An 18,847-nucleotide genomic window follows, 5' to 3' on the forward strand; every position below is an offset into this window, starting at 1 on the left:
CGCTAGGCTGCGAAGCAGCCGCCCTGGAGCCTGCCCGTGACCGCCTCCGATACGTTCGTCGACAACCGCCGGCTGGCGGTGCGGGTCGCATCTCATGACATCCTGACGGTCCTCGGCGATCTGGCCGACCGGATGGGCTTCGACATGATCGAGACGCTGGTTCACGCCGGCGTCTGGACGGCCAATACCGAGCACCTCCTGGAGAACACCGACCGCTACGCCAAGCTGCTGGACCTGCCCCCGGACAGCCTGCGCCGGCCGATCGGAGAAGCCGAACTGATGGTTCGGCTCCGGCTGCCGCCGGCGGTGTTCGAACCCTGCCTCGAGCGGCTGATCGCTCGGGGCTATGTCGAACGCGTCGGGGCCGGCGTCGTCGTCCCGTCTGCGGTGTTCACGCGTCCCGACATGATCGAAGCGCTGACCGCCTGCTACAGAGGCCTGGCCCAGCTGATGGACAGCCTGCACCGGATCGGCGGCCTGGACGAGGCGGCCTAGCCGCCAATCGCCAAAGTTGACGCCAGCGTCACCCTTGCGTCGGAAACACCGCACTGTTTAGTTGCAGCCTCCACAACGGAGGATGCCCATGTCCGCGGACGGCAACTGGAAGATCACGATCAACACGCCCATGGGCGCCCAGGAGGTGAACGCCAACATCACCACCTCCGGCGACACCTTCACCGGCACGACCAGCGGTCGCATGGGCGAGCAGAAGATCGAAGGCAAGGTGAACGGCGACACCCTGACCTGGAGCACCAACATCAGCCAGCCGATGCCGATGACCCTGGAGTTCCAGGCGACCGTCAACGGCGACAACATGACCGGCACCGTCCAGCTCGGCGCCTTCGGCTCCGCCCCGATCTCGGGCGTGCGGGTCTAGCGAATAAGGTGCTCCCCCACAGGGGGAGCTGTCAGCGAGGCTGACTGAGGGGGTTCAAGGGCGCTGACTCGGCGCGCGTGAACCCCCTCCACCGCCTTCGAAGGTCCCCCTCCCCTGGGGGAGGATTCGGCCTCACCGCCGTCTCGGCGGCACGACGTCGGCGAAGTCGGGGAAGGCCTTCCACTTCGGCTCCACGGGAGCGGCGCCGGCCTTGGGCGCATAAGCGGACGGCTCCACCAGCTCCATGCGCGGGATGTAGCGTGGGCAGTTGGGGAAGATGTCGGTCGGCGTGACCTTCACCAGCAGCTGGCCGCCGGGCATGTCCGCCAGCCGCGCATCGTCCGTCACGACCTCCGCCCGGCCGTTCACCCGCAGGCGCCCCGGCTTCTCGCCCATGGCGATGAACAGCAGCCCCACGTGCGGATTGGCCCGCAGGTTGCCCAGACTCTTGAACATCCCGTTGCCGTCATAGTCGGGGAACACCAGCAGGTCGGGCGCTTCGACCCGCGCGAAGCCCGGCGCGCCGCCCTTGAACGAGCAGTCGGGGCGGCCCTCGGCGTCGGCGGTGGCCAGGAAGAAGAAGCTCTGCGCCCCGATGAAGGCGGCGTCGGCCTCGGTGAACCGTTCGCGCCGCAGCTTCTCCTCCAGCCGGTCGGCCAGCGCCCGGCTGCCGAACAGGTCCTGAAGCTCGCGATTGCCCTGATGGTACATGGCCGCCTCCGTCTGGGCGGCAGTCTACCACCAAGCCTTTCCGGTGACTGGTTGCGCCGCAGGCGCTACCAGTCACCCGGCGCCGCGGGAGGTGACCGGTCGGGCCGCTGCGCGTCCCAACCCTTCACCGATCCTGCTCGAGGATATCGTCCAGCCGATCGAGGCTGTCGGTCCACAGCCGCTCGTAGTAGCGAAGCCATTCGTCGGCGGCGGCGAGCGGCTTGGGCTCCAGCCGGCACAGGTGGGAGCGGCCCTCCACCCGGCGGCGGACCAGCCCCGCGGCCTCCAGCACCCGCACATGCTTTGAGGCGGCGGCGAAGGACATCCGGAACGGGGCGGCCAGCTCGGTGATGTTGCGCTCGGCGCCGGCCAGGCTCCTCAGCATCGCCCGCCGGGTCGGGTCGGCCAGGGCGTGGAACACGTCGTCGAGGGCGGCGTCTTGCAAAACCATCCGGTTGAACCTGCCGCGCTCCTTCGCCGCTGTAAACCGGGCGCAAAGGACGCTAGAGGAGCTTCCCGCCCCGACCGATCAAAGGATGTTCCGCCGTTGCGTCTACCGCAGGCCAGACTGGACCAGGTTCTCGACCGTTTCCGCGAGATCGAGGCGCGCATGGGCGCGGCCTCCGACGGCGCCGAGATCGTGCGCCTCGCCAAGGAGCATGCCGAGCTGAAGCCGGTGGCCGAGGCCGTCGAGGCCCTGGCCCGCGTCCGCGCCGAGGCCCCCGAACTGGAGGAGATGGCCGCGTCCGGCGACCGTGAGATGGCCGACCTCGCCCGCGAGGAGCTGGCCGCGCTGAACGAGCGCCTGCCCGGCCTGGAGCGCGAAGTCGCCCTGCTGCTGGCCCCGAAGGACAAGGACGAGAGCGCCTCGGCCATCCTGGAAGTCCGCGCCGGCACCGGCGGCGACGAGGCGGCCCTGTTCGCCGGCGACCTGTTCCGGATGTACCAACGCTACGCCCAGCTGCACGGCTGGCGGGTGGAGGTCGACAGCGTCTCCGAAGGCGAGGTGGGCGGCTACAAGGAGATCATCGCCTCGATCACCGGCGAGGGCGTGTTCGGCCGGCTGAAGTTCGAGAGCGGCGTCCACCGGGTGCAGCGGGTGCCCGAGACCGAGGCCGGCGGACGGATCCACACCTCGGCCGCCACCGTCGCGGTGCTGCCCGAGCCCGAGGACGTGGAGATCGAGATCAACGATGCGGACATCCGCATCGACACCTACCGCTCCAGCGGCGCCGGCGGTCAGCACGTCAACAAGACCGACTCGGCCGTGCGCATCACCCACCTGCCCACCGGCATCGTGGTGACCTCGTCGGAGAAGTCGCAGCACCAGAACCGCGCCCGCGCCATGAAGGTGCTGCAGGCGAGGCTCTACGAGCAGAAGCGCGAGGCGATCGATTCCGAACGGGCCGAGAGCCGCAAGAGCCAGGTCGGCTCGGGCGACCGGTCCGAGCGCATCCGCACCTACAACTTCCCGCAGGGGCGGGTCACCGACCACCGCATCAACCTGACCCTCTACAACCTGCCCAAGGTGCTGGCCGGCGAGGCCCTGGACGAGATCATCGACCCGTTGATCGCCGAGGATCAGGCGGCGCGGTTGGCGGCTTTGGAGGACGAACTGGCCTGATCGGCCTTGTCCGGCTTGCCGCCCTTGCGGCGCAGGAAGCCGTGCACCCGGCCGGCGTGGCGGCGCCCGCCGCGCCAGGCGGCGGTGATCGCCGCGGTCAGCCCGCCCCGCAGCGCCAGGCCCACGGTGTCGGCCATGGCCGCCCCCCGCTGCCCCAGGGGCCGGGGCGGGCCCTTGGTCGAGTCGATCGCCGTCTGGTGCTCGATCTCGGCGTTGAACTCGGCTCCGATGAGCACGGCCATCACCGAGACGTAGACCCAGAGCATGAAGGCGATGACCGCCCCCAGGGAGCCGTAGGTCACGTCCAGGTGGGCGACGTTGTTGAGGTACCACGAGAAGCCCAGCGAGCCGCCCAGCCACAGGGCTGCGGCGAAGAAGCCGCCCAGCATCACCCAGCGCCACTTGGCCCGGGTGCGGCACGGGCCGTAGCGGAACAGGATGGAGAAGGCGCTCGCCGCCAGCAGCAGCAGCAGCCCCCAGCGCAGCGGGATCCAGGCCTCCAGCAGCTCCAGATAGCCGAGGTTGCGGATGGCGATCGGCGCGGCGACCAGGATGACGGTCACCAGGGTCAGGAACACCAGGGCGCCGGCGGTGAAGGCGTAGGTCAGGGCCGAGCGCAGGAAGTAGTTGCGCTTCTCGACCTCGTCGTAGGCGATGTTGAGCCCGTCCACGAGCGCCTTGACGCCGGCGTTGGCGCTCCACACCGACACCAAGAGGAAGATCACGAACGCCGCCGACAGGCTCACCGGCCGCCGCGTGGCCATCCGCATCATCTGGTCGCCCATCAGGTCGAGCACGCTGCGGGGGAAGACGGTGGCGAGGGACGCCAGCTGCTGGCGAACCTGCTCCACGTCGGAGAACAGGCCGTAGAGCGAGGCGAACACCCCCAGCGCCGGGAAGATGGCCATCAGGGTGTAGAAGGTGACCGAGCCGGCGACCGCGCTCAGCCGGTCGTGGGTCACCTCCTGGTAGGTGCGCCAGAGGATGTCCTTCCAGCCCCTGGGCGGGATCTTGTGCGGCGCGGTGGCCATGCGGCCGCGGCCGGGCTCGGCCAGCTCGTGCTCCTCGGGCGAGAGCACCTGCTGCAGGCTCATCCCCGGCTGGGGCTTGGGCGGCTCGCGGTAGAACAGGGCGGCGGTGGTGGCGGCGAGGGCGACCCAGGGGGCGGCGTTCAGCAGCCAGGAGGGCAGACGGCTGGCGCGTTGTTGCGGGCCAGGCGCCCGGTCCTGGTCTCGTCGCAAGCGAGCAACTCCCTTCCCCCGCGACGGCAACAACCTTGACCGAAGCGTCGCCGTTCCCTTGTAGACCGATCCGTCTTGCGGCAACAGACCCGGGATGACCGGCTTCGTCGCAGCGCTGTTCCGCCACCCTGTGAAGGGGTTCACGCCCGAGCCGGTGCAGGCGGCGCAGCTCGCCGAGCGCCAGCCCTTCCCCTTCGACCGCATCTGGGCGGTGGAGAACGGCCCCTCCGGCTACGATCCCGCAGCGCCGGCCTTCATCCCCAAGCAGAAGTTCACGGTGCTGATGTCGATCCCGCAGGTCGCCAGCGCCCGCACCCGCTACGATCCGGCCACCACCGTGCTGCAGGCGCAGGCGCCGGGCCGGCCCATGTTCGCCGAGCGGCTGGCCGAGCCGGCGGGCCGGGAAGCCTTCGCGCGCTGGCTGGCCGACCTGCTTGGCGAGGAGGCCCGCGGGCCGCTGCGGGTGGTGGAGGCGGTGGACGGCCACCGGTTCACCGACCACCCCCGCGGCCACGTCTCGATCATCAACCTGGCCAGCGTGCGCGACCTGGAGAGCCGGCTGGGCGTCCCCATCGACCCGCTGCGGTTCCGCGCCAACCTCTACGTCGAGGGCTGGCCGGCCTGGGCCGAGAACGACTGGGAGGGCCGGCGGCTGATGCTGGGGTGGGCGCAGGCCGAGGTGTTCAAGCCGATCGTCCGCTGTGCGGCGACGCACGTGAACCCCGACACGGCCGAGCGCGATATCGACCTCGTGAAGGGGCTCTACGACGCCTACGGGCACATGAACTGCGGCATCTACGTTCACGTCACCAAGGCCGGCCAGGTCAGCCTCGGCGACGCCTGCACGGCCCCTGAGACGGCGCCCAAAGCGGAAGACGCAGCTTGCCCCTGACCCTCGTCCAGGCCTGGTCCGCGGCCAAGAACCGCCTGGAGGCCGCCGGCCTGGCCGGGCCGGTGATCGACGCGCGGCTGCTGGTGGAGGCGGCCGCCGACGCGGCGCGGATCGACATCCTCACCGACCCGCACCGGCCGCTGACCCCCGATCAGGAGGCCCGGCTCGACGACTACCTGGCGCGCCGCGAGCGGCGCGAGCCGGTCAGCCACATCCTCGGCCGCCGCGGTTTCTGGAAGATCATGCTGCGGGTCACGCCGGACGTGCTGACGCCCCGCCCCGACACCGAGACCATCGTCGACCTGGCGCTGAAGGACTTCGGCGAGCACCAGGTGTTCAACGTGCTGGACCTGGGCGTCGGCTCGGGCGCCATCCTGCTGGCCATCCTGGCCGAGCGGCCGTTCGCCCGGGGCCTCGGCGTCGACGTCTCCGAGGAGGCGCTGGCGGTGGCCCGGGAGAACGCCGCCAACCTGGGCCTGGCCGGCCGCGTCGCGCTGCTGCGCGGCGACTGGACCGAAGGCCTGGCGGACGAGAACTTCCACCTGGTGGTCTCCAATCCGCCCTACATCGCCACCGACGTCATCGAGACCCTGGAGCCGGAGGTGCGCGACCACGAGCCCCGCCTGGCGCTGGACGGCGGCCCGGACGGCCTGGAGGCCTACCGCCGCCTCGCGCCCGAGATCCTGAGGGTGCTGAAGCCGGGCGGCCGGTTCGCGGTGGAGATCGGCTACGACCAGAAGGCGCCGGTCGAGGCGCTGTTCCGGGAGGCCGGCGCCGTCGAGGTCCGGACGCTGAAGGACCTGGCCGATCACGATCGTGTCGTGGCGGGCGCGAAAAAGACCTTGGAAACGGGCCGCTGAATCGCTACATCAGAAACTGTCTCCACCCCAATTGGCCGGTGCATCAGGTTCAAGCGTCCCGAATAGAGGCGCCAGACCGCTCCGGCAGGCGCGAGCCCGCAAGCCTCGCGTGACGCGCGCCTCCTCAAGCCAGGTTGGAAGACGGGGAAACCTGCTCATCAACACACGGAATATTGGGCCGCAATCGCCCGCTCCGATCAGAACCACACGGGTCCCAGCGCCTTAGTTCCCCATGAGCGCAGCGCCCGAGACGGTCAGCGACGAATGAGAGATTTCAAGGGTATGAAGCGTCAGCGCGGCCGCAATCGCGGGGGCGGCGGCGGTGGCAAGCCACAGCAGAACGCCAACCGGGCTTTCGACTCCAACGGGCCCGACGGCGTGAAGGTGCGCGGCAACGCCCAGCACGTGTTCGAGAAATACCAGCAGCTGGCGCGCGACGCCGGTTCGGCGGGCGACCGCGTGCTGGCGGAGAACTACCTGCAGCACGCCGAGCACTACTTCCGCCTGCTGCGCGCCATGCAGCCGCAGCGCTCGGCCAGCGAGATTCTTGGCCGCGACCAGTTCACGTCCGGCATCGACATCGATTTCGAGGACGAGAGCGGCGCCCAGGCGAACGCCGAGGCCGACGCCGCCCAGGAAGGCGCCGAAGCGACCGAGGCCGACGGGGACGGCCGCGAGCGCGGCGGCTGGCAGGGCCGCGACCGGGACGGGCGTGACCGCGAGGGCCGTGACCGCGACGGCCGCGACCGTGACGGTCGCGATCGGGACCGCGGCGAACGCGACGAGCGCCGGGGCGACCGCTTCGAGGGCCGCCGCGACCGCGGCGAACGTGACGACCGCCCGCGCGACGACCGCTCCCGCGACCGCTTCGAAGGCCGCCGGGACCGTGACGACCGCGATCGTGGCGACCGGGACCGCGGCGGTGAGCGCCGCGAGCGGAGCGACCGGCCCGAACGCGATCCGCTGCCGGTGACCGAGCCGCAGGCGACGCCGCTGGTGGCCGCCGAGGAGCGCCCCTCGCCGATGCTGCGCGACGCCGAAGGCGGCGAAAGCCACGCCCCGGCCTTCCTGCAGTCCTCGGTCGCGCCGCGCGCCGAAACGCCGGAGGCCGAGGAAGGCGCAGCGCCGGCCAAGCGCCCGCGCCGCCGCCGGGCGCCCCGCAGCTTCGAGGCCGGCTCCGAAGGCGCGCCGCCGACCACCGAGGCCGAAGAGGTCTGATCTCCTTCCCTCCCCTTCATGGGGAGGGCGAGGTCATCAGAACCTGTACCCCACGCCCAGCCTGAAGCTGCGCCCCGGAAGCGGGGCGAGGTCCTTCAGGAAGGAGGCGTGCTCGCGCGCCTCGGCGTCGTTGATGTTCCGCGCCTCGGCGAAGACCTTGAAGCCGTCGTTGTCCTTGAGCGGCCGGACGACCAGCGAGGCGTTGAGCATCCGGTAGCCGTCGGTCGGCAGCTCGAACGCGGCGACGCGCATCTGCTCGCCCACCTGGCGCAGCTCCAGCCTGCCGGTCCACCAGCCGCCTTCGAAGACGCCGCGGGCGGTCGCGGACCACGGCGGGATGCGGGCCGGCGGGCCAAGGTCGGTCTCGCCGCGCACATAGTCGGCGGCGAGTTCGAGGGTAAAGCTGCGACCGGCGTCTTCCCAGAGGCGGTAGCCGAGCTCGGCCTCCGCCCCCCAGAACTCGGCGTCGGTCTGGCGGTAGGCGAAGACGGGCGTCCCCTCCTCGTCGGCCTCGCCGGTGGGGCGCAGGTCGATGAACCCCTCGTAGCGCGCGCCGAACAGATGCAGGTCGCTGCTCCAGGGCCCGCGCGAATAGTGCAGCGTCGCGTCGAGCGCGTAGGCGACCTCGGAGTCAAGGCTCGCATCGCCCACTTCGAAGGCGCGGGTGGCGGCGTGGACGCCGTTGGCGAACAGTTCCGTCTCGGTCGGCGCGCGGGCGGTGCGGGTCAGCGACGTCCCCAGGAACAGGCCGTCGGCGGGCCTGAGGAAGGCGCCGACGCTGGCCGAGACATTGGTGAAGTCGCGCGATCCCGCCGGGCTCTCCAGCTCGCGGCGATCCACGCGGATCCCGCCCTCGAGGCCCCATCCCTCGCGGTCCAGCCGCTGGAGCGTGAAAAGTCCCACCTCGGAGATGTCGACCGGCGGGATGAAGGCCTCGGCTCCCTCGGTGGAGATCGACTTCTGCAGGGCCTGCAGGCCCACGGCCCCTTGCCAGCCGTCGCGCTCGGGCTGGACCAGCTCCAGCCGCCCTTCGGCGCCGTCGGAGGCGATCCGGGTCGCCGGCGCGCCGTCCTCGATCTCCACATGCTCGTAGTCGGCGAAGCCGGCCGACAGGCGCAGGCGCTCGAAGAGTCCGAAGTCGGCGGTGACGCCGCCGCGCAGATCGACGCGCGTCTGCTTCAGGTCGATGACGACGCCTTCGCCCGCCGCGTGCTCTGCGTCCTCCTCATGATCTTCGTGATCTTCGTGGTCGTGGTCTTCCTCGTGCTCATGTACGTGGCCCGGAACGCCGTAGCTCGTCTCGGTCCGCTTGACCGACGCGCCGAGGAACCCGCGCTCGCCGATCCAGGACAGGCCGGCGCCGTACGCCGTGAGCTCCACCGACATGTTCTCGACGACGTCGTCCACCGGGCCTGGCCAGGCCTCGCCGTCCGCCTCGAGCTGGCGGCGGGATTCCGCCGGCGCCGGGACCTCGTAGTCCCCGCTCTCGCGCCGCAGCGCGTCGAAGCTGAGCACGAAATCGCCGAGGCCGAACTTCACCGCACCGGAAGCCATGGCTCCGTCGTCGACGCTGGAGACCGCGCCGAGCAGCCGGCCGTCGACGCCGTCCACCCGCGCCTCGGGGATGCGGTCGTCGATGATGTTGACCACGCCGCCGATGGCCGAGCCGCCGTAGAGCAGCGCGGCCGATCCGCGCAGCACCTCGATGCGCGTCGCCTCCTGCGGGTCGGTCGCCACCTGGTGGTCGGGGGATAGGGCCGAGGCGTCGATGAGGCCGATGCCATTGTTGAGCACCAGCACCCGCGGGCCGGCCAGACCGCGGATCACCGGCCGGCTGGCGCCCGGGCCGAAGAAGGTGGAGCGCATGCCGGGCAGTCCGGCCAGGGTCTCGCCCAGCCCCGCCGGGGGCGCCAAGTCCAGCGCCTCGCGCCGCAACACGTCGACGCTGGCCGTCGTCGCCTCGATCGGCACCGCATAGGGCGCGCCGGAGACCACCACTTCGGACACCTGCGCCGGCTGGGCCAGGGCCGGGCCGCCGACCAGGGCGGACGCGGCGAACCAGATGAGCTTGCGCATGCGGATGACCCTCGGGCGAGTTGCGAGCCGTGGTGTTATGAAATAACATAACGGGCCGTCAAGCCTGTTGCGGCGGGGGCCGCACGGGGTTAGCGAAAGGGATCATGAGCGAGGCCTGCCGCCACGACCACGGAGCGCGACCCGGCATCCACGGGGCCGAGCTCACGGCCGCCCTGGGTGCGGCCGAGGCCCGTTGCGCGGCCGAACAGGAGCGGCTGACCCCGCCGCGGCGGCGGGTGCTGGAGCTGCTGCTCGGCGCCGAGGGGCCGCTGAAGGCCTACGACCTGATCGCCGCCTACGGCGACGCGGGCGAGCCGGCCAAGCCGCCGACCGTCTACCGGGCCCTGGAGTTCCTCGAGCGGCTGGGCTTCGCCCACCGGATCGAGAGCCTGAACGCCTATGTGCCCTGCCGGATGGAGTCCGACCGGCACAGCGCCGCCTTCCTGATCTGCGACTGCTGCGGGGCGGCCGAGGAATTCCAGCCCGACTTCTCCGCCCAGCTCGCCGCCGCCGAGACCGCCGGCTATGCGGTCCGCTCCGTCACCCTGGAGGCCCGCGGGCTGTGCGCCGAATGCCAGGGCGCCTGAATCGAACCCGCAGGCTGCAGGCGCGTTAGCACCACCCGTATGCGTAGACAGCTGTATCTGGACTGCGACGGCGTGCTCGCCGATTTCGACCGCAGAGCCACCGAAATCCTGGGCGCGACCCCGGAAAGGTTCGAGAAGCGCCATGGTTTGGGCGCCTTTTGGAAGCGTCTGGCGAACACTCCCGACTTCTTCGCCGACCTGCCCCTGATGCCCGACGCCATGGAGCTCTATGACGCCGTGAAGGCCCTGAACCCGATCATCCTGACCGGCCTGCCCAGGGGCAACTGGGCCGAGCCCCAGAAGCGCCGCTGGGCCGAGCGGCACTTCCCCGGCGTGCCCGTGATCACCACCAGCGCGGCGCTCAAACGCGAGCACTGTCATCCCGGCGACGTGCTGGTGGATGACAAGGACAAGTATCGGCGCCTATGGGAAGAGGCGGGGGGCGTCTTCGTGCATCACAGCTCAGCCAGGCAATCGATCGAGGCGCTGAAAGCGCTGGGCATGCTCTGATGCCGGTGAAGAAGACGATCCACGCGGCGTGCGCCGCCGCGGCCTTCTACGCGGGTATCCAGCTGGGTCCGGTCGCGCGCGCCGAGCCGGACGACTGGCGCGCCGAGGCCAGCGCCGAGGACGCCCGCCGTCTGGCCCGCATCGACCAGGCTTGGAGCGAGGCCCTGCGCCAGGCCCGCCGGAACCACCGTCCGGGACTCGCCAGCCTGGGCCTGCTCGTCGAGCCGAAGGCGGCGCTGCGCGGCTCGCGCCCGGCGGCCGGCGCCTACTACTGCCGGACGGTGAAGCTCGGCAGTCCGGGCGGCGACGGCCCCGCCTTCGCGGCCTACGACTGGTTCCGCTGCGAGGTGGAGGAAGGGCCCGGCGGCGAGCTGCTGCTGGAGAAGACCACCGGCTCGCAGCGTCCCTGGGGCCGCCTCTATGAGGACAACGCCAAGCGCCTGGTCTATGTGGGCGGCCAGGCCGGCTACGGCCGCGACCCGGCGCAGGACCAGATCGGCGCCTTCGAGCGCCTGGGCGAAGACCACTACCGGCTTGTGCTGCCGTGGTCGAAGCAGCAGTCCATCCTCGACCTGATCGAACTTCGGCGCTGAACCGCCGCCGACCTCTCTCCCTGCTGCGCAGGGAGAGGTCGGAGAATCTGCGGTAGTCTGTCGCCCATGATCCCGGTCACCGACGCCATCGCCCTGGAGGACGACGAGCTCGTCGAGAAGGCCGTCCGCGCCAGCGGTCCGGGCGGACAGCACGTCAACAAGACCTCGACCGCGGTGGAGCTGCGCTTCGACGTGCGCGGCTCCCCGTCCCTGCCGGAGGATGTGAAGGCGCGGCTCACCAGCCTGGCGGGCAGCCGGATGACCCAGGACGGGGTGCTGGTGCTGTTCGCCCAGAACGCCCGCAGCCAGGAGCTGAACCGGCAGGACGCGCGCGAACGGCTGATCGAGCTGATCCGCAAGGCCGCCGTCCGGCCCAAGCGCAGGCGGCGCACCAAACCCACCTACGCCTCGAAAATGGAGCGGCTGAAGTCCAAGACCCGCCGCTCCGGCGTCAAGGCGCTGCGCGCCAAGCCTGGGCGCGATGATTAGATTCGCCCCTTTTCCCGCCGGCCCAGCCTTGCCATAACCCTTTCCCAAATGTCCCGTACCCGCGCCCTACCCGCCCTCGCCCTCGCCGCCGCCACCCTCGCCGCCTGCGCCGGCGGTCCGGGAGCCCCGATGGGTCCGCGAGGCCCCGTCGGCCCGGCCGAGTTCCACCCCTCCGATTTCGCCTGGTCGCAGGCCCCCGGCCGCAACCGGATCGACGGCCGGCTGGTCTACCGCCAGGGACAGACGCGCTTCACCTGCTCGGGCTCCGGCGTGGTGCTGACGCCGGAGACGCCCTGGACCCGGCGGCGGATGAGCATCCTCTACGCCTCGGCCACCGCCGCCGCCCTGCCGGCCGACGAGGTCCGCGCCCGCACCCCCTCGGCGCCCAACGCCGACTACTCGGGCTTTGTGCGCACCACCACCTGCGACTCGGCCAACCGCTTCAGTTTCGCAGGCCTGCCCGACGGGTCGTGGTTCGTGATCGCCATGGCCCGCCCCGCGGCCGGCAGCGGCCCCAGCATGGCGATCATGCGCCGGGTCGTGACCCGCGGCGGCCGACCGGTCGCGCTCGACCTCTAGGGCCTGCGCGCAGGCGCCGAGTCGCCGCGGCGACCCTGGACCCGCAGGCGCGACCGTGCGTTCATTCCTTCGAGAGGGACTGCGCCTTCAGAAGGAGGCTCCGATGCGTGGATTGTTGGCGGCCGCCGCGGCCGCAGCGACCCTGGCGGCCGGGATCGCCGCCCCTGGCGCGGCCAGCGCCCAGTATCTGCACCATGTGGACGACGACGATGACGCGATCGCCGCCGGCATCGCCGGCCTGATCATCGGCGGCGCCCTGGGCGCGTCCAGCCGCGGCTACTACGACTACGGCTATCGCCCCTACTACGGCCCGGGCTACTACGACCGGCGCTACTACGGCCGGCCCTACTATGCGCCGCGCTACTACGCCCCCCGCTACGGCTACCATTACCCGCCCTACCGTTATCGGCAGCGGTGCCGGACGGTGACCTACTGGGATCCGTACTACGGCCGCATCCGCGAGCGGCGGTGCTGGTGACAGCCTCCTCTCCCCCGACCCGAAGGGCGAGGGGAGAGGATTGAGGAGAGGGGCGACAGAGGCCCTGCGGCCGCACCGGATGGCCGAGCGCGGCCGCACAGGCCTCTCGACCTGACGCTTCAGGCTCCGTCAGGCCGCTCCACCCCTCTGCTGCGCCTCGGGGGAGAGGCGAGAGTCAGTGCACGTGCGCGCGGCCGATCTCCAGGCCTTCGCCGTTGGCGGTGACCTGGATGGCCGAGCCGTCCTCCAGCTCGCCCGACAGCAGCTTGCGGGCGACGGGGTCGACCAGCTCCTTCTGGATGACGCGCTTGAGCGGGCGGGCGCCGTAGACCGGGTCGTAGCCCTTGTCGCCCAGCCAGTGCAGGGCCGCATCGTCGAGCATGATCGCCATGCGGCGGTCGGCGAGCAGCTTCTCCACCCGGCCCAGCTGGATGCGGACGATGTCGTCCATCTCCTCGCGCCCCAGCCGCTTGAAGAGGATCAGCTCGTCGATCCGGTTGAGGAACTCAGGCCGGAAGTGCCGGCGCACGACCTCCATCACCGCCGGGCGCGCGGCCTCCACGTCCTCCCCGCCGGCCAGGTATTCCGAGCCGAGGTTGGAGGTCATGATGATCAGCGTGTTGCGGAAGTCGATGGTGCGGCCCTGGCCGTCGGTCAGCCGGCCGTCGTCCAGCACCTGCAGCAGCACGTTGAAGACGTCCGGGTGGGCCTTCTCGACCTCGTCGAACAGCACCACCTGGTAGGGTCGGCGACGCACGGCCTCGGTCAGCGCCCCGCCCTCGTCGTAGCCGACGTAGCCGGGAGGCGCCCCGATCATCCGGCTGACCGAGTGCTTCTCCATGTACTCGCTCATGTCGAGGCGGGTGACCGCCGCCTCGTCGTCGAACAGGAACTCGGCCAGAGCCTTGGTGAGCTCGGTCTTGCCGACGCCGGTGGGGCCCAGGAACAGGAACGAGCCGATCGGCCGGTTGGGGTCCTTCAGGCCCGCGCGGGCGCGGCGCACCGCGTCGGAGACGGCGACCAGCGCCTCCTCCTGGCCGACGACCCGCCTGCGCAGGGCGTCCTCCATGGACAGCAGCTTCTCGCGCTCGCCCTCGAGCATCTTCTCCACGGGCACGCCGGTCCAGCGGGAGACGACGGCGGCGATCTGCTCGGCGTCGACGACTTCGGGGGTCAGGGCGTCCTTGCCGGCGGCCTCCTCGTCGGCCAGCCGCTTCTCGAGCTGCGGGATCTCCCCGTAGGCGATCTCGGAGGCGCGCTGCAGGTCGCCGCGCCGCTGAGCGGCGACGAGCTCGGCCCGGAGCCGGTCCAGGGCCTCGCGGGCCTGGGCGGCCGAGGACAGCTTGTCCTTCTCGGCGCGCCAGCGGGAGGTCATCTCGGCGGACTGGCCTTCCAGGTCGTCGAGCTCCTCCTCGAGCTTTTCGAGGCGCGACCTGGAGGCGGCGTCGGTCTCCTTCGAGAGGGCCTCGCGCTCGATCTTCAGCTGCACGATGCGGCGGTCGATCTCGTCCAGCTCCTCGGGCTTGGAGTCGACGGCCATGCGCACCCGGCTGGCGGCCTCGTCCACCAGGTCGATGGCCTTGTCGGGCAGGAAGCGGTCGGAGATGTAGCGGTTGGAGAGCGTGGCCGCCGCGACGATGGCGCTGTCGGAGATGCGCACGCCGTGGTGCACCTCGTACTTCTCCTTCAGGCCGCGCAGGATGGAGACGGTGTCCTCCACCGTCGGCTCGTTGACGAACACCGGCTGGAAGCGGCGCGCCAGCGCGGCGTCCTTCTCCACGTGCTTGCGGTACTCGTCGAGCGTGGTCGCCCCGACGCAGTGCAGCTCGCCGCGGGCCAGGGCGGGCTTGAGCAGGTTGGAGGCGTCCATCGCCCCTTCCGTCTTCCCGGCCCCGACCAGGGTGTGCATCTCGTCGATGAACAGGATGATCGAGCCCTCGGCGGCGGTGACCTCGTTGAGCACCGCCTTCAGCCGCTCCTCGAACTCGCCGCGGTATTTCGCGCCGGCGATCAGCGAGCCCATGTCGAGGGCCAGCAGCTTCTTGTCCTTCAGGCTCTCGGGCACGTCGCCGTTGACGATGCGCAGGGCCAGGCCCTCGACGATGGCGGTCTTGCCGACGCCGGGCTCGCCGATCAGCACGGGGTTGTTCTTGGTGCGCCGCGACAGGACCTGGATGGTGCGGCGGATCTCCTCGTCGCGGCCGATCACCGGGTCCAGCTTCTGGTCGCGGGCGGCCTGGGTCAGGTCGCGGGCGTAGCGCTTGAGCGCGTCGTAGCCTTCCTCGGCCGAGGCGCTGTCGGCCGTGCGGCCTTTGCGGACCGCCTGGGCGGCCTCCTCGAGCCCCTTGGGCGTGGCGCCGGCGCTCTTCAGCGCCGTGGCGGCCTCGCCGCCTTCCTGGGCGATGGCGATCAGCAGTCGCTCGGTGGTGACGAAGGCGTCCCCGGCCTTCTTGGCCTCTTCCTCGGCCTTGACGAACACCCGGGCGGTGTCGGGCTTCATGTAGAGTTGGCCCGAGCCCCCCTCGACCTTGGGCAGCTTGGCGAGCAGGGCCTCGACGGCCTTGTCGGCCTCGTCGGGCCGGCCGCCGGCGCTCTGGATCAGGGCGCGGGAGAGCCCGTCCTTCTCTTCGAGCAGCACCTTCAGGATGTGCTCGGGGCCGAGCTGCTGGTGACGGCGCGCGAGCGCCAGGCTCTGGGCCGACTGGATCGCCTGCTTGGCGCGGTCGGAGTAGAGGTCGATGTTCATTCTGTCCCCTCGAATAGGCGGATGGGCCGGACCGCCTTGACTAAGCGCGGCCAGGACCTGGGGTGGATGTAGTGTGGCAGATGCGCCACACAAGGCCAGCGGCCGCCGGGCCCCGCCTCGCTTCAGGGACCGCCGCGAGGCCGCGACGACGCGACGGCGCAGCTCCCGCGGCGGTGGGCCGGGCGCGGCCATACCCAAAGTGAGCAAGCTGCACCCATTCTGAGCTTCGCGTGACGAGACCAATAGGTATACAGCCGCGCTTATCCTAGCCCAAGATCATGTATTCGATCCTTGCATCCAGCTATTCGGCGCGGCTGAACGCCTTGGCGACTTATCTCAAGCTTGACCATATTCACAATTTTTTGGCGAAAACTTAGTGATGCAAGTTGTCGCAGTGGGTGTAGGTTGCGCGGGCACTGGGGAGGGCAACTCCAGCTCACATCGGAATCCAGGAGCAGGCCATGAGGAACGCGCTTGTCGCGGCGGCGTCTGTCGCCGCCCTCGCTATGGGAATGGCTACGTCCGCTTACGCCCAAGAAGTCGGCGGCGACATCAACACGTCGGCGATCACCAACGGCTTCAACGACAACTCGACCGAAGACAACTCCGACAACAGCACCAACGTCGGCGATGTCGACGTCGACGCCTCGACCAACGACTCCGGCAACACCGACAACAGCACCAATGTCGGCGACGTCGATATCGATGCTTCCACGAATGACTCAGGCAACACCGACAACAGCATCGAAGACTCGTACAACACCGACAACACGAACAACTCGGACAACAGCGTCCGGGTCGACAACACCAACAACTCCGACAACTCGGACAGGTCGGACAACTCGATCAACGACTCCTACAACGACTCCTCGTCCCACCGGACAAGCCTGTCGACCCAGACCCTGACCGGCTCGGTGACGGGCACGGCCGTGTCGTTCGCCGCCCCGACCACGGGCGACCAGAACGGCGCGTTCGAGACCGGCGACGTCGCCCACAGCGGCGACTCCTTCTCCGGTTCGGCCGGCGTCCACGTGACCGGCTCGAACACCGGCTTCGCAGCCAACGTCCAGTCGGCGAGCGGCATCTCGGCCAACGCCGACATCACCTTCGGCAGCCCGTAAGGGCGGCCTGTTCGAACGAGCCCGCCGGGCCGGCCCCTGCGGCCGGCCCGGTCAACTCAGACGATCGGAAGGCGGGGGCCCCTATGGCTCCCGACGGGACGATGATGAGGCATGCGATAGTCGCGGCCGCCGCCCTGGCGGCCGTCGTGGGCGGCCGCCCCGCGCTGGCGTCCGGACCCGAAGAGGCTGCGCCGGCCGTCGCCGCACAGCCGGCGCCCGACCCAGCGCCGCAGCGCCGGCTGCTGCCGGAGGCGGAGCTGTCGGCCTACAACGGCGGCCAGGACGCCGGCGTCCAGGTGCAGGCCACCCAGACGCTCACCGCCACCGCCAGCGGCAACTCCATCGGCGGGGACCTGCTCTCGGGCGACGTCAACTTCTCCGACGGGGCGCTCGACAACTTCAGCGGCGTCGGGAACGTGGTCATCAACACCGGCGCCAACAGCAACCTGCAGGGCAGCGTTCTGGTCACGGTCGTCGGCGGGCCGGAACTGTGAGGGTGCGGCCATGTCCAAGCCTCACCTGATCGGGCTCGGCGCCGCCTGCGCGGCGCTGGCGCTCGCAGCCCCCGTCCCGGCCGCGGCCCAGGTCGCCCTGTTCGACCGCGGCTCGCCGCTGAACGTGCCGGTCACCACCTTCCGGGACATCCGCTTCAAGACGGTGGTGCGCCAGCAGTACGACTACAGCTGCGGGTCGGCCTCGCTCGCCACCCTGCTGCGCTACCACTACGGCCGGCCGGTAGGCGAGGCCGAGATCTTCAAGGCCATGTGGGACGTCGGCGACCAGGCCAAGATCCAGAAGGTCGGCTTCTCGCTGCTCGACATGAAACGCTACCTGGAGAGCCTCGGCTACAAGGCCGAGGGCTACCAGATCAGCCTGGCCGAGCTGCTGGCCTCGAAGGAGCCGATGATCACCATCATCGACCTGGGCGACTACCGTCACTTCGTGGTGGTGAAGGGCGCGCGGGACGGCCAGGTGCTGGTCGGCGATCCGGCCCAGGGCCTGCGCACCTACAGCGCCAAGGAGTTCACGGCGATCTGGCAGCCGGTGATCCTGACCATCGAGCAGGCCGGACGGCCGCCGTTCAACCGCGAGGCCGAGTGGCGGCCCTACGGCGCCTTCGCCCTGGACCAGCGGCTGCCCGACGACTCCCTGGCCGCCCTGACCCGCGAGCTCCCCCCACGCTACCAGATCACCCCGGTGTTCAACCTCCAATGACCCAACGCCTGAAGACCCTCGCGCTCGCCGCGACCCTGGCGGCCGGGCTCATCGCCGCCACGCCGGCCCAGGCGCGTTCGCCCTTGTCGGACGCCGAGATGGCGCTTCGCCGGGCCGGCATCCTCACGCCGCTCGGCTACGAGGTCGGCCTCGGCGCCGTCGTCCGCACCTATGTGGGCGGCGAGCTGACCCTGGAGAGCCGCCTCACCTGGGCCGAACAGGGGATCGTGCGGGAGATCACCGTCGGCCAGCCGACGCCTGACGCGCAGGCCGCCGCGGCCCGGCTGGGCCTCAACGTCAGCGACGACTGGATCGGGCTGATCCTGGAGAACCCGGACGGCTTCACCGCCGTGCTGAACAGCTTCACCCAAGACCGCATCGGCAACCTGCTGGTCAACACCGCCTCGAACCAGGACATCCGGCTGGAGACCGAGGTGATCCTCGACATCCCCGAGCTGCAGCGCTTCCAGCAGCAGTTCCAGACCGAGCAGACCGACCTGCGCATCCAGGACGCGCTGGCCAACGCGCTGCGGAGCTCGGTTCCGTAGGCCAGGCCCCATCACCCGCTCATCGCGGCCTTCGCCGGGATGAGCGGAGCTTTCAGTTGATCTCGGTGGGCTTGGGCGGCGCGGGCGGCAGTGGGGCGACGGGGACGCCGTCCTCGACCAGCTTCTTCACTTCGGTCGGGCTCGCCTCGCCGTAGATGTCGCGCTTTTCCGAGCGGCCCTCATGGATGGCCCGGGCCTCGGCGGCGAAGGCGTCGCCGACGTAGTCGAAGTTCTCCTCGACGTGGGCGCGGACCTTGGCCAGCGCCTGCATCATCATCTCCCGCGGCGCCGCGGGCGCCTCGCGGCGGGTGCGCTTGGTGCCGGTCACCGCCGGGGCCATGATCTGCTTGCGCACCTGGCCGCTCTCGCAGACCGGGCAGCTCAGGAGGCCGCGGGCGGACTGGTCGTCATAGTCGGTGGAGGAGCCGAACCAGCCTTCGAACTCGTGGCCGGCGTCGCAGGCGAGAGCGTAACGGATCATC

Annotated in this window: 22 protein-coding genes; 16 read left to right on the forward strand and 6 right to left on the reverse strand. The window is 70.6% G+C overall.

Going from position 1 to position 18,847, the window contains the following annotated elements; genetic code table 11:
• Positions 1 to 36: 36 nt before the first annotated feature.
• On the forward strand, positions 37 to 495 hold the full coding sequence (locus ACFSC0_RS02900; protein ID WP_377280612.1) for a hypothetical protein: 459 nt from the start codon (positions 37 to 39) through the stop codon (positions 493 to 495).
• Positions 496 to 583: 88 nt separating this feature from the next.
• Complete coding sequence (locus ACFSC0_RS02905; RefSeq protein ID WP_377280611.1) at positions 584 to 877, forward strand: hypothetical protein; 294 nt, start codon at positions 584 to 586, stop codon at positions 875 to 877.
• Between the two features lie 132 nt (positions 878 to 1,009).
• Here the strand turns inward: ACFSC0_RS02905 and ACFSC0_RS02910 are convergent, their stop codons facing one another.
• Together ACFSC0_RS02910 and ACFSC0_RS02915 are read right to left on the reverse strand one after the other, a co-directional pair.
• Positions 1,010 to 1,588, reverse strand: coding sequence for a pyridoxamine 5'-phosphate oxidase family protein (locus tag ACFSC0_RS02910; protein ID WP_377280610.1), 579 nt, complete (start codon positions 1,586 to 1,588; stop codon positions 1,010 to 1,012).
• A 124-nt stretch (positions 1,589 to 1,712) separates the two neighbouring features.
• Positions 1,713 to 2,039, reverse strand: coding sequence for an ArsR/SmtB family transcription factor (locus ACFSC0_RS02915; protein ID WP_377280609.1), 327 nt, complete (start codon positions 2,037 to 2,039; stop codon positions 1,713 to 1,715).
• A gap of 96 nt (positions 2,040 to 2,135) precedes the next feature.
• Here ACFSC0_RS02915 and prfA point away from each other — a divergent pair, with 96 nt between their 5' ends.
• Positions 2,136 to 3,212: a peptide chain release factor 1 gene (gene prfA / locus ACFSC0_RS02920; protein WP_377280608.1), complete on the forward strand. Its 1,077-nt coding sequence runs from the start codon at positions 2,136 to 2,138 to the stop codon at positions 3,210 to 3,212.
• On the opposite strand, the gene ACFSC0_RS02925 is transcribed toward prfA, so the two are convergent.
• Complete coding sequence (locus tag ACFSC0_RS02925; protein WP_377280607.1) at positions 3,170 to 4,453, reverse strand: YihY/virulence factor BrkB family protein; 1,284 nt, start codon at positions 4,451 to 4,453, stop codon at positions 3,170 to 3,172. The genes prfA and ACFSC0_RS02925 overlap by 43 nt on opposite strands.
• 94 nt (positions 4,454 to 4,547) lie before the next feature.
• Between ACFSC0_RS02925 and ACFSC0_RS02930 the strand changes: the two genes are divergently transcribed.
• The 3 genes from ACFSC0_RS02930 to ACFSC0_RS02940 all read left to right on the forward strand — a co-directional run bounded on the left by ACFSC0_RS02930 (position 4,548) and on the right by ACFSC0_RS02940 (position 7,423).
• Positions 4,548 to 5,345, forward strand: a complete 798-nt coding sequence (locus ACFSC0_RS02930) for an MOSC domain-containing protein (RefSeq protein WP_377280606.1) — start codon at positions 4,548 to 4,550, stop codon at positions 5,343 to 5,345.
• Entirely contained in the window at positions 5,336 to 6,205 is an 870-nt protein-coding gene (gene prmC / locus ACFSC0_RS02935) for a peptide chain release factor N(5)-glutamine methyltransferase (protein ID WP_377280605.1), read from the forward strand. The genes ACFSC0_RS02930 and prmC overlap by 10 nt, the downstream gene beginning before the upstream one ends.
• Positions 6,206 to 6,469: 264 nt before the next feature.
• Positions 6,470 to 7,423, forward strand: a complete 954-nt coding sequence (locus ACFSC0_RS02940; protein ID WP_377280604.1) for a DUF4167 domain-containing protein — start codon at positions 6,470 to 6,472, stop codon at positions 7,421 to 7,423.
• Between the two features lie 36 nt (positions 7,424 to 7,459).
• Here the strand turns inward: ACFSC0_RS02940 and ACFSC0_RS02945 are convergent, their stop codons facing one another.
• Positions 7,460 to 9,499, reverse strand: a complete 2,040-nt coding sequence (locus tag ACFSC0_RS02945) for a TonB-dependent receptor domain-containing protein (protein WP_377280603.1) — start codon at positions 9,497 to 9,499, stop codon at positions 7,460 to 7,462.
• A 104-nt stretch (positions 9,500 to 9,603) separates the two neighbouring features.
• On the opposite strand from ACFSC0_RS02945, the gene ACFSC0_RS02950 reads away from it, so the two are divergent.
• From ACFSC0_RS02950 to ACFSC0_RS02975, 6 genes are all read left to right on the forward strand, one after another.
• Positions 9,604 to 10,086, forward strand: a complete 483-nt coding sequence (locus ACFSC0_RS02950) for a Fur family transcriptional regulator (RefSeq protein WP_377280602.1) — start codon at positions 9,604 to 9,606, stop codon at positions 10,084 to 10,086.
• 39 nt (positions 10,087 to 10,125) lie between these two features.
• On the forward strand, positions 10,126 to 10,596 hold the full coding sequence (locus ACFSC0_RS02955; RefSeq protein ID WP_377355062.1) for a 5' nucleotidase, NT5C type: 471 nt from the start codon (positions 10,126 to 10,128) through the stop codon (positions 10,594 to 10,596).
• Positions 10,597 to 10,601: 5 nt separating this feature from the next.
• Positions 10,602 to 11,189 (forward strand): DUF4893 domain-containing protein, encoded by a 588-nt coding sequence (locus ACFSC0_RS02960; RefSeq protein ID WP_377355063.1) that lies wholly within the window; start codon positions 10,602 to 10,604, stop codon positions 11,187 to 11,189.
• 66 nt (positions 11,190 to 11,255) lie between these two features.
• Positions 11,256 to 11,678 (forward strand): alternative ribosome rescue aminoacyl-tRNA hydrolase ArfB, encoded by a 423-nt coding sequence (gene arfB / locus ACFSC0_RS02965; RefSeq protein WP_377280599.1) that lies wholly within the window; start codon positions 11,256 to 11,258, stop codon positions 11,676 to 11,678.
• A gap of 48 nt (positions 11,679 to 11,726) precedes the next feature.
• Positions 11,727 to 12,257: a hypothetical protein gene (locus tag ACFSC0_RS02970; protein WP_377280598.1), complete on the forward strand. Its 531-nt coding sequence runs from the start codon at positions 11,727 to 11,729 to the stop codon at positions 12,255 to 12,257.
• A 103-nt stretch (positions 12,258 to 12,360) separates the two neighbouring features.
• Entirely contained in the window at positions 12,361 to 12,735 is a 375-nt protein-coding gene (locus ACFSC0_RS02975; RefSeq protein ID WP_377280597.1) for a hypothetical protein, read from the forward strand.
• Between the two features lie 175 nt (positions 12,736 to 12,910).
• Here the strand turns inward: ACFSC0_RS02975 and clpB are convergent, their stop codons facing one another.
• Positions 12,911 to 15,481: an ATP-dependent chaperone ClpB gene (clpB, locus tag ACFSC0_RS02980; RefSeq protein ID WP_377280596.1), complete on the reverse strand. Its 2,571-nt coding sequence runs from the start codon at positions 15,479 to 15,481 to the stop codon at positions 12,911 to 12,913.
• A gap of 512 nt (positions 15,482 to 15,993) precedes the next feature.
• Here clpB and ACFSC0_RS02985 point away from each other — a divergent pair.
• The 4 genes from ACFSC0_RS02985 to ACFSC0_RS03000 all read left to right on the forward strand — a co-directional run bounded on the left by ACFSC0_RS02985 (position 15,994) and on the right by ACFSC0_RS03000 (position 18,365).
• A complete protein-coding gene (locus ACFSC0_RS02985) occupies positions 15,994 to 16,602 on the forward strand; it encodes a hypothetical protein (protein WP_377280595.1) in 609 nt (202 codons plus the stop codon).
• 104 nt (positions 16,603 to 16,706) lie between these two features.
• On the forward strand, positions 16,707 to 17,096 hold the full coding sequence (locus ACFSC0_RS02990; RefSeq protein ID WP_377280594.1) for a hypothetical protein: 390 nt from the start codon (positions 16,707 to 16,709) through the stop codon (positions 17,094 to 17,096).
• Between the two features lie 10 nt (positions 17,097 to 17,106).
• Positions 17,107 to 17,817, forward strand: coding sequence for a C39 family peptidase (locus ACFSC0_RS02995; protein WP_377280593.1), 711 nt, complete (start codon positions 17,107 to 17,109; stop codon positions 17,815 to 17,817).
• Positions 17,814 to 18,365: a hypothetical protein gene (locus ACFSC0_RS03000; RefSeq protein WP_377280592.1), complete on the forward strand. Its 552-nt coding sequence runs from the start codon at positions 17,814 to 17,816 to the stop codon at positions 18,363 to 18,365. The genes ACFSC0_RS02995 and ACFSC0_RS03000 overlap by 4 nt, the downstream gene beginning before the upstream one ends.
• 52 nt (positions 18,366 to 18,417) lie before the next feature.
• Here the strand turns inward: ACFSC0_RS03000 and ACFSC0_RS03005 are convergent, their stop codons facing one another.
• Entirely contained in the window at positions 18,418 to 18,846 is a 429-nt protein-coding gene (locus tag ACFSC0_RS03005; protein ID WP_377280591.1) for a DUF1178 family protein, read from the reverse strand.
• Position 18,847 lies beyond the last annotated feature (1 nt).

Source organism: Phenylobacterium terrae, from assembly GCF_042681205.1.
Taxonomy (GTDB): Bacteria; Pseudomonadota; Alphaproteobacteria; order Caulobacterales; family Caulobacteraceae; genus Phenylobacterium; species Phenylobacterium terrae.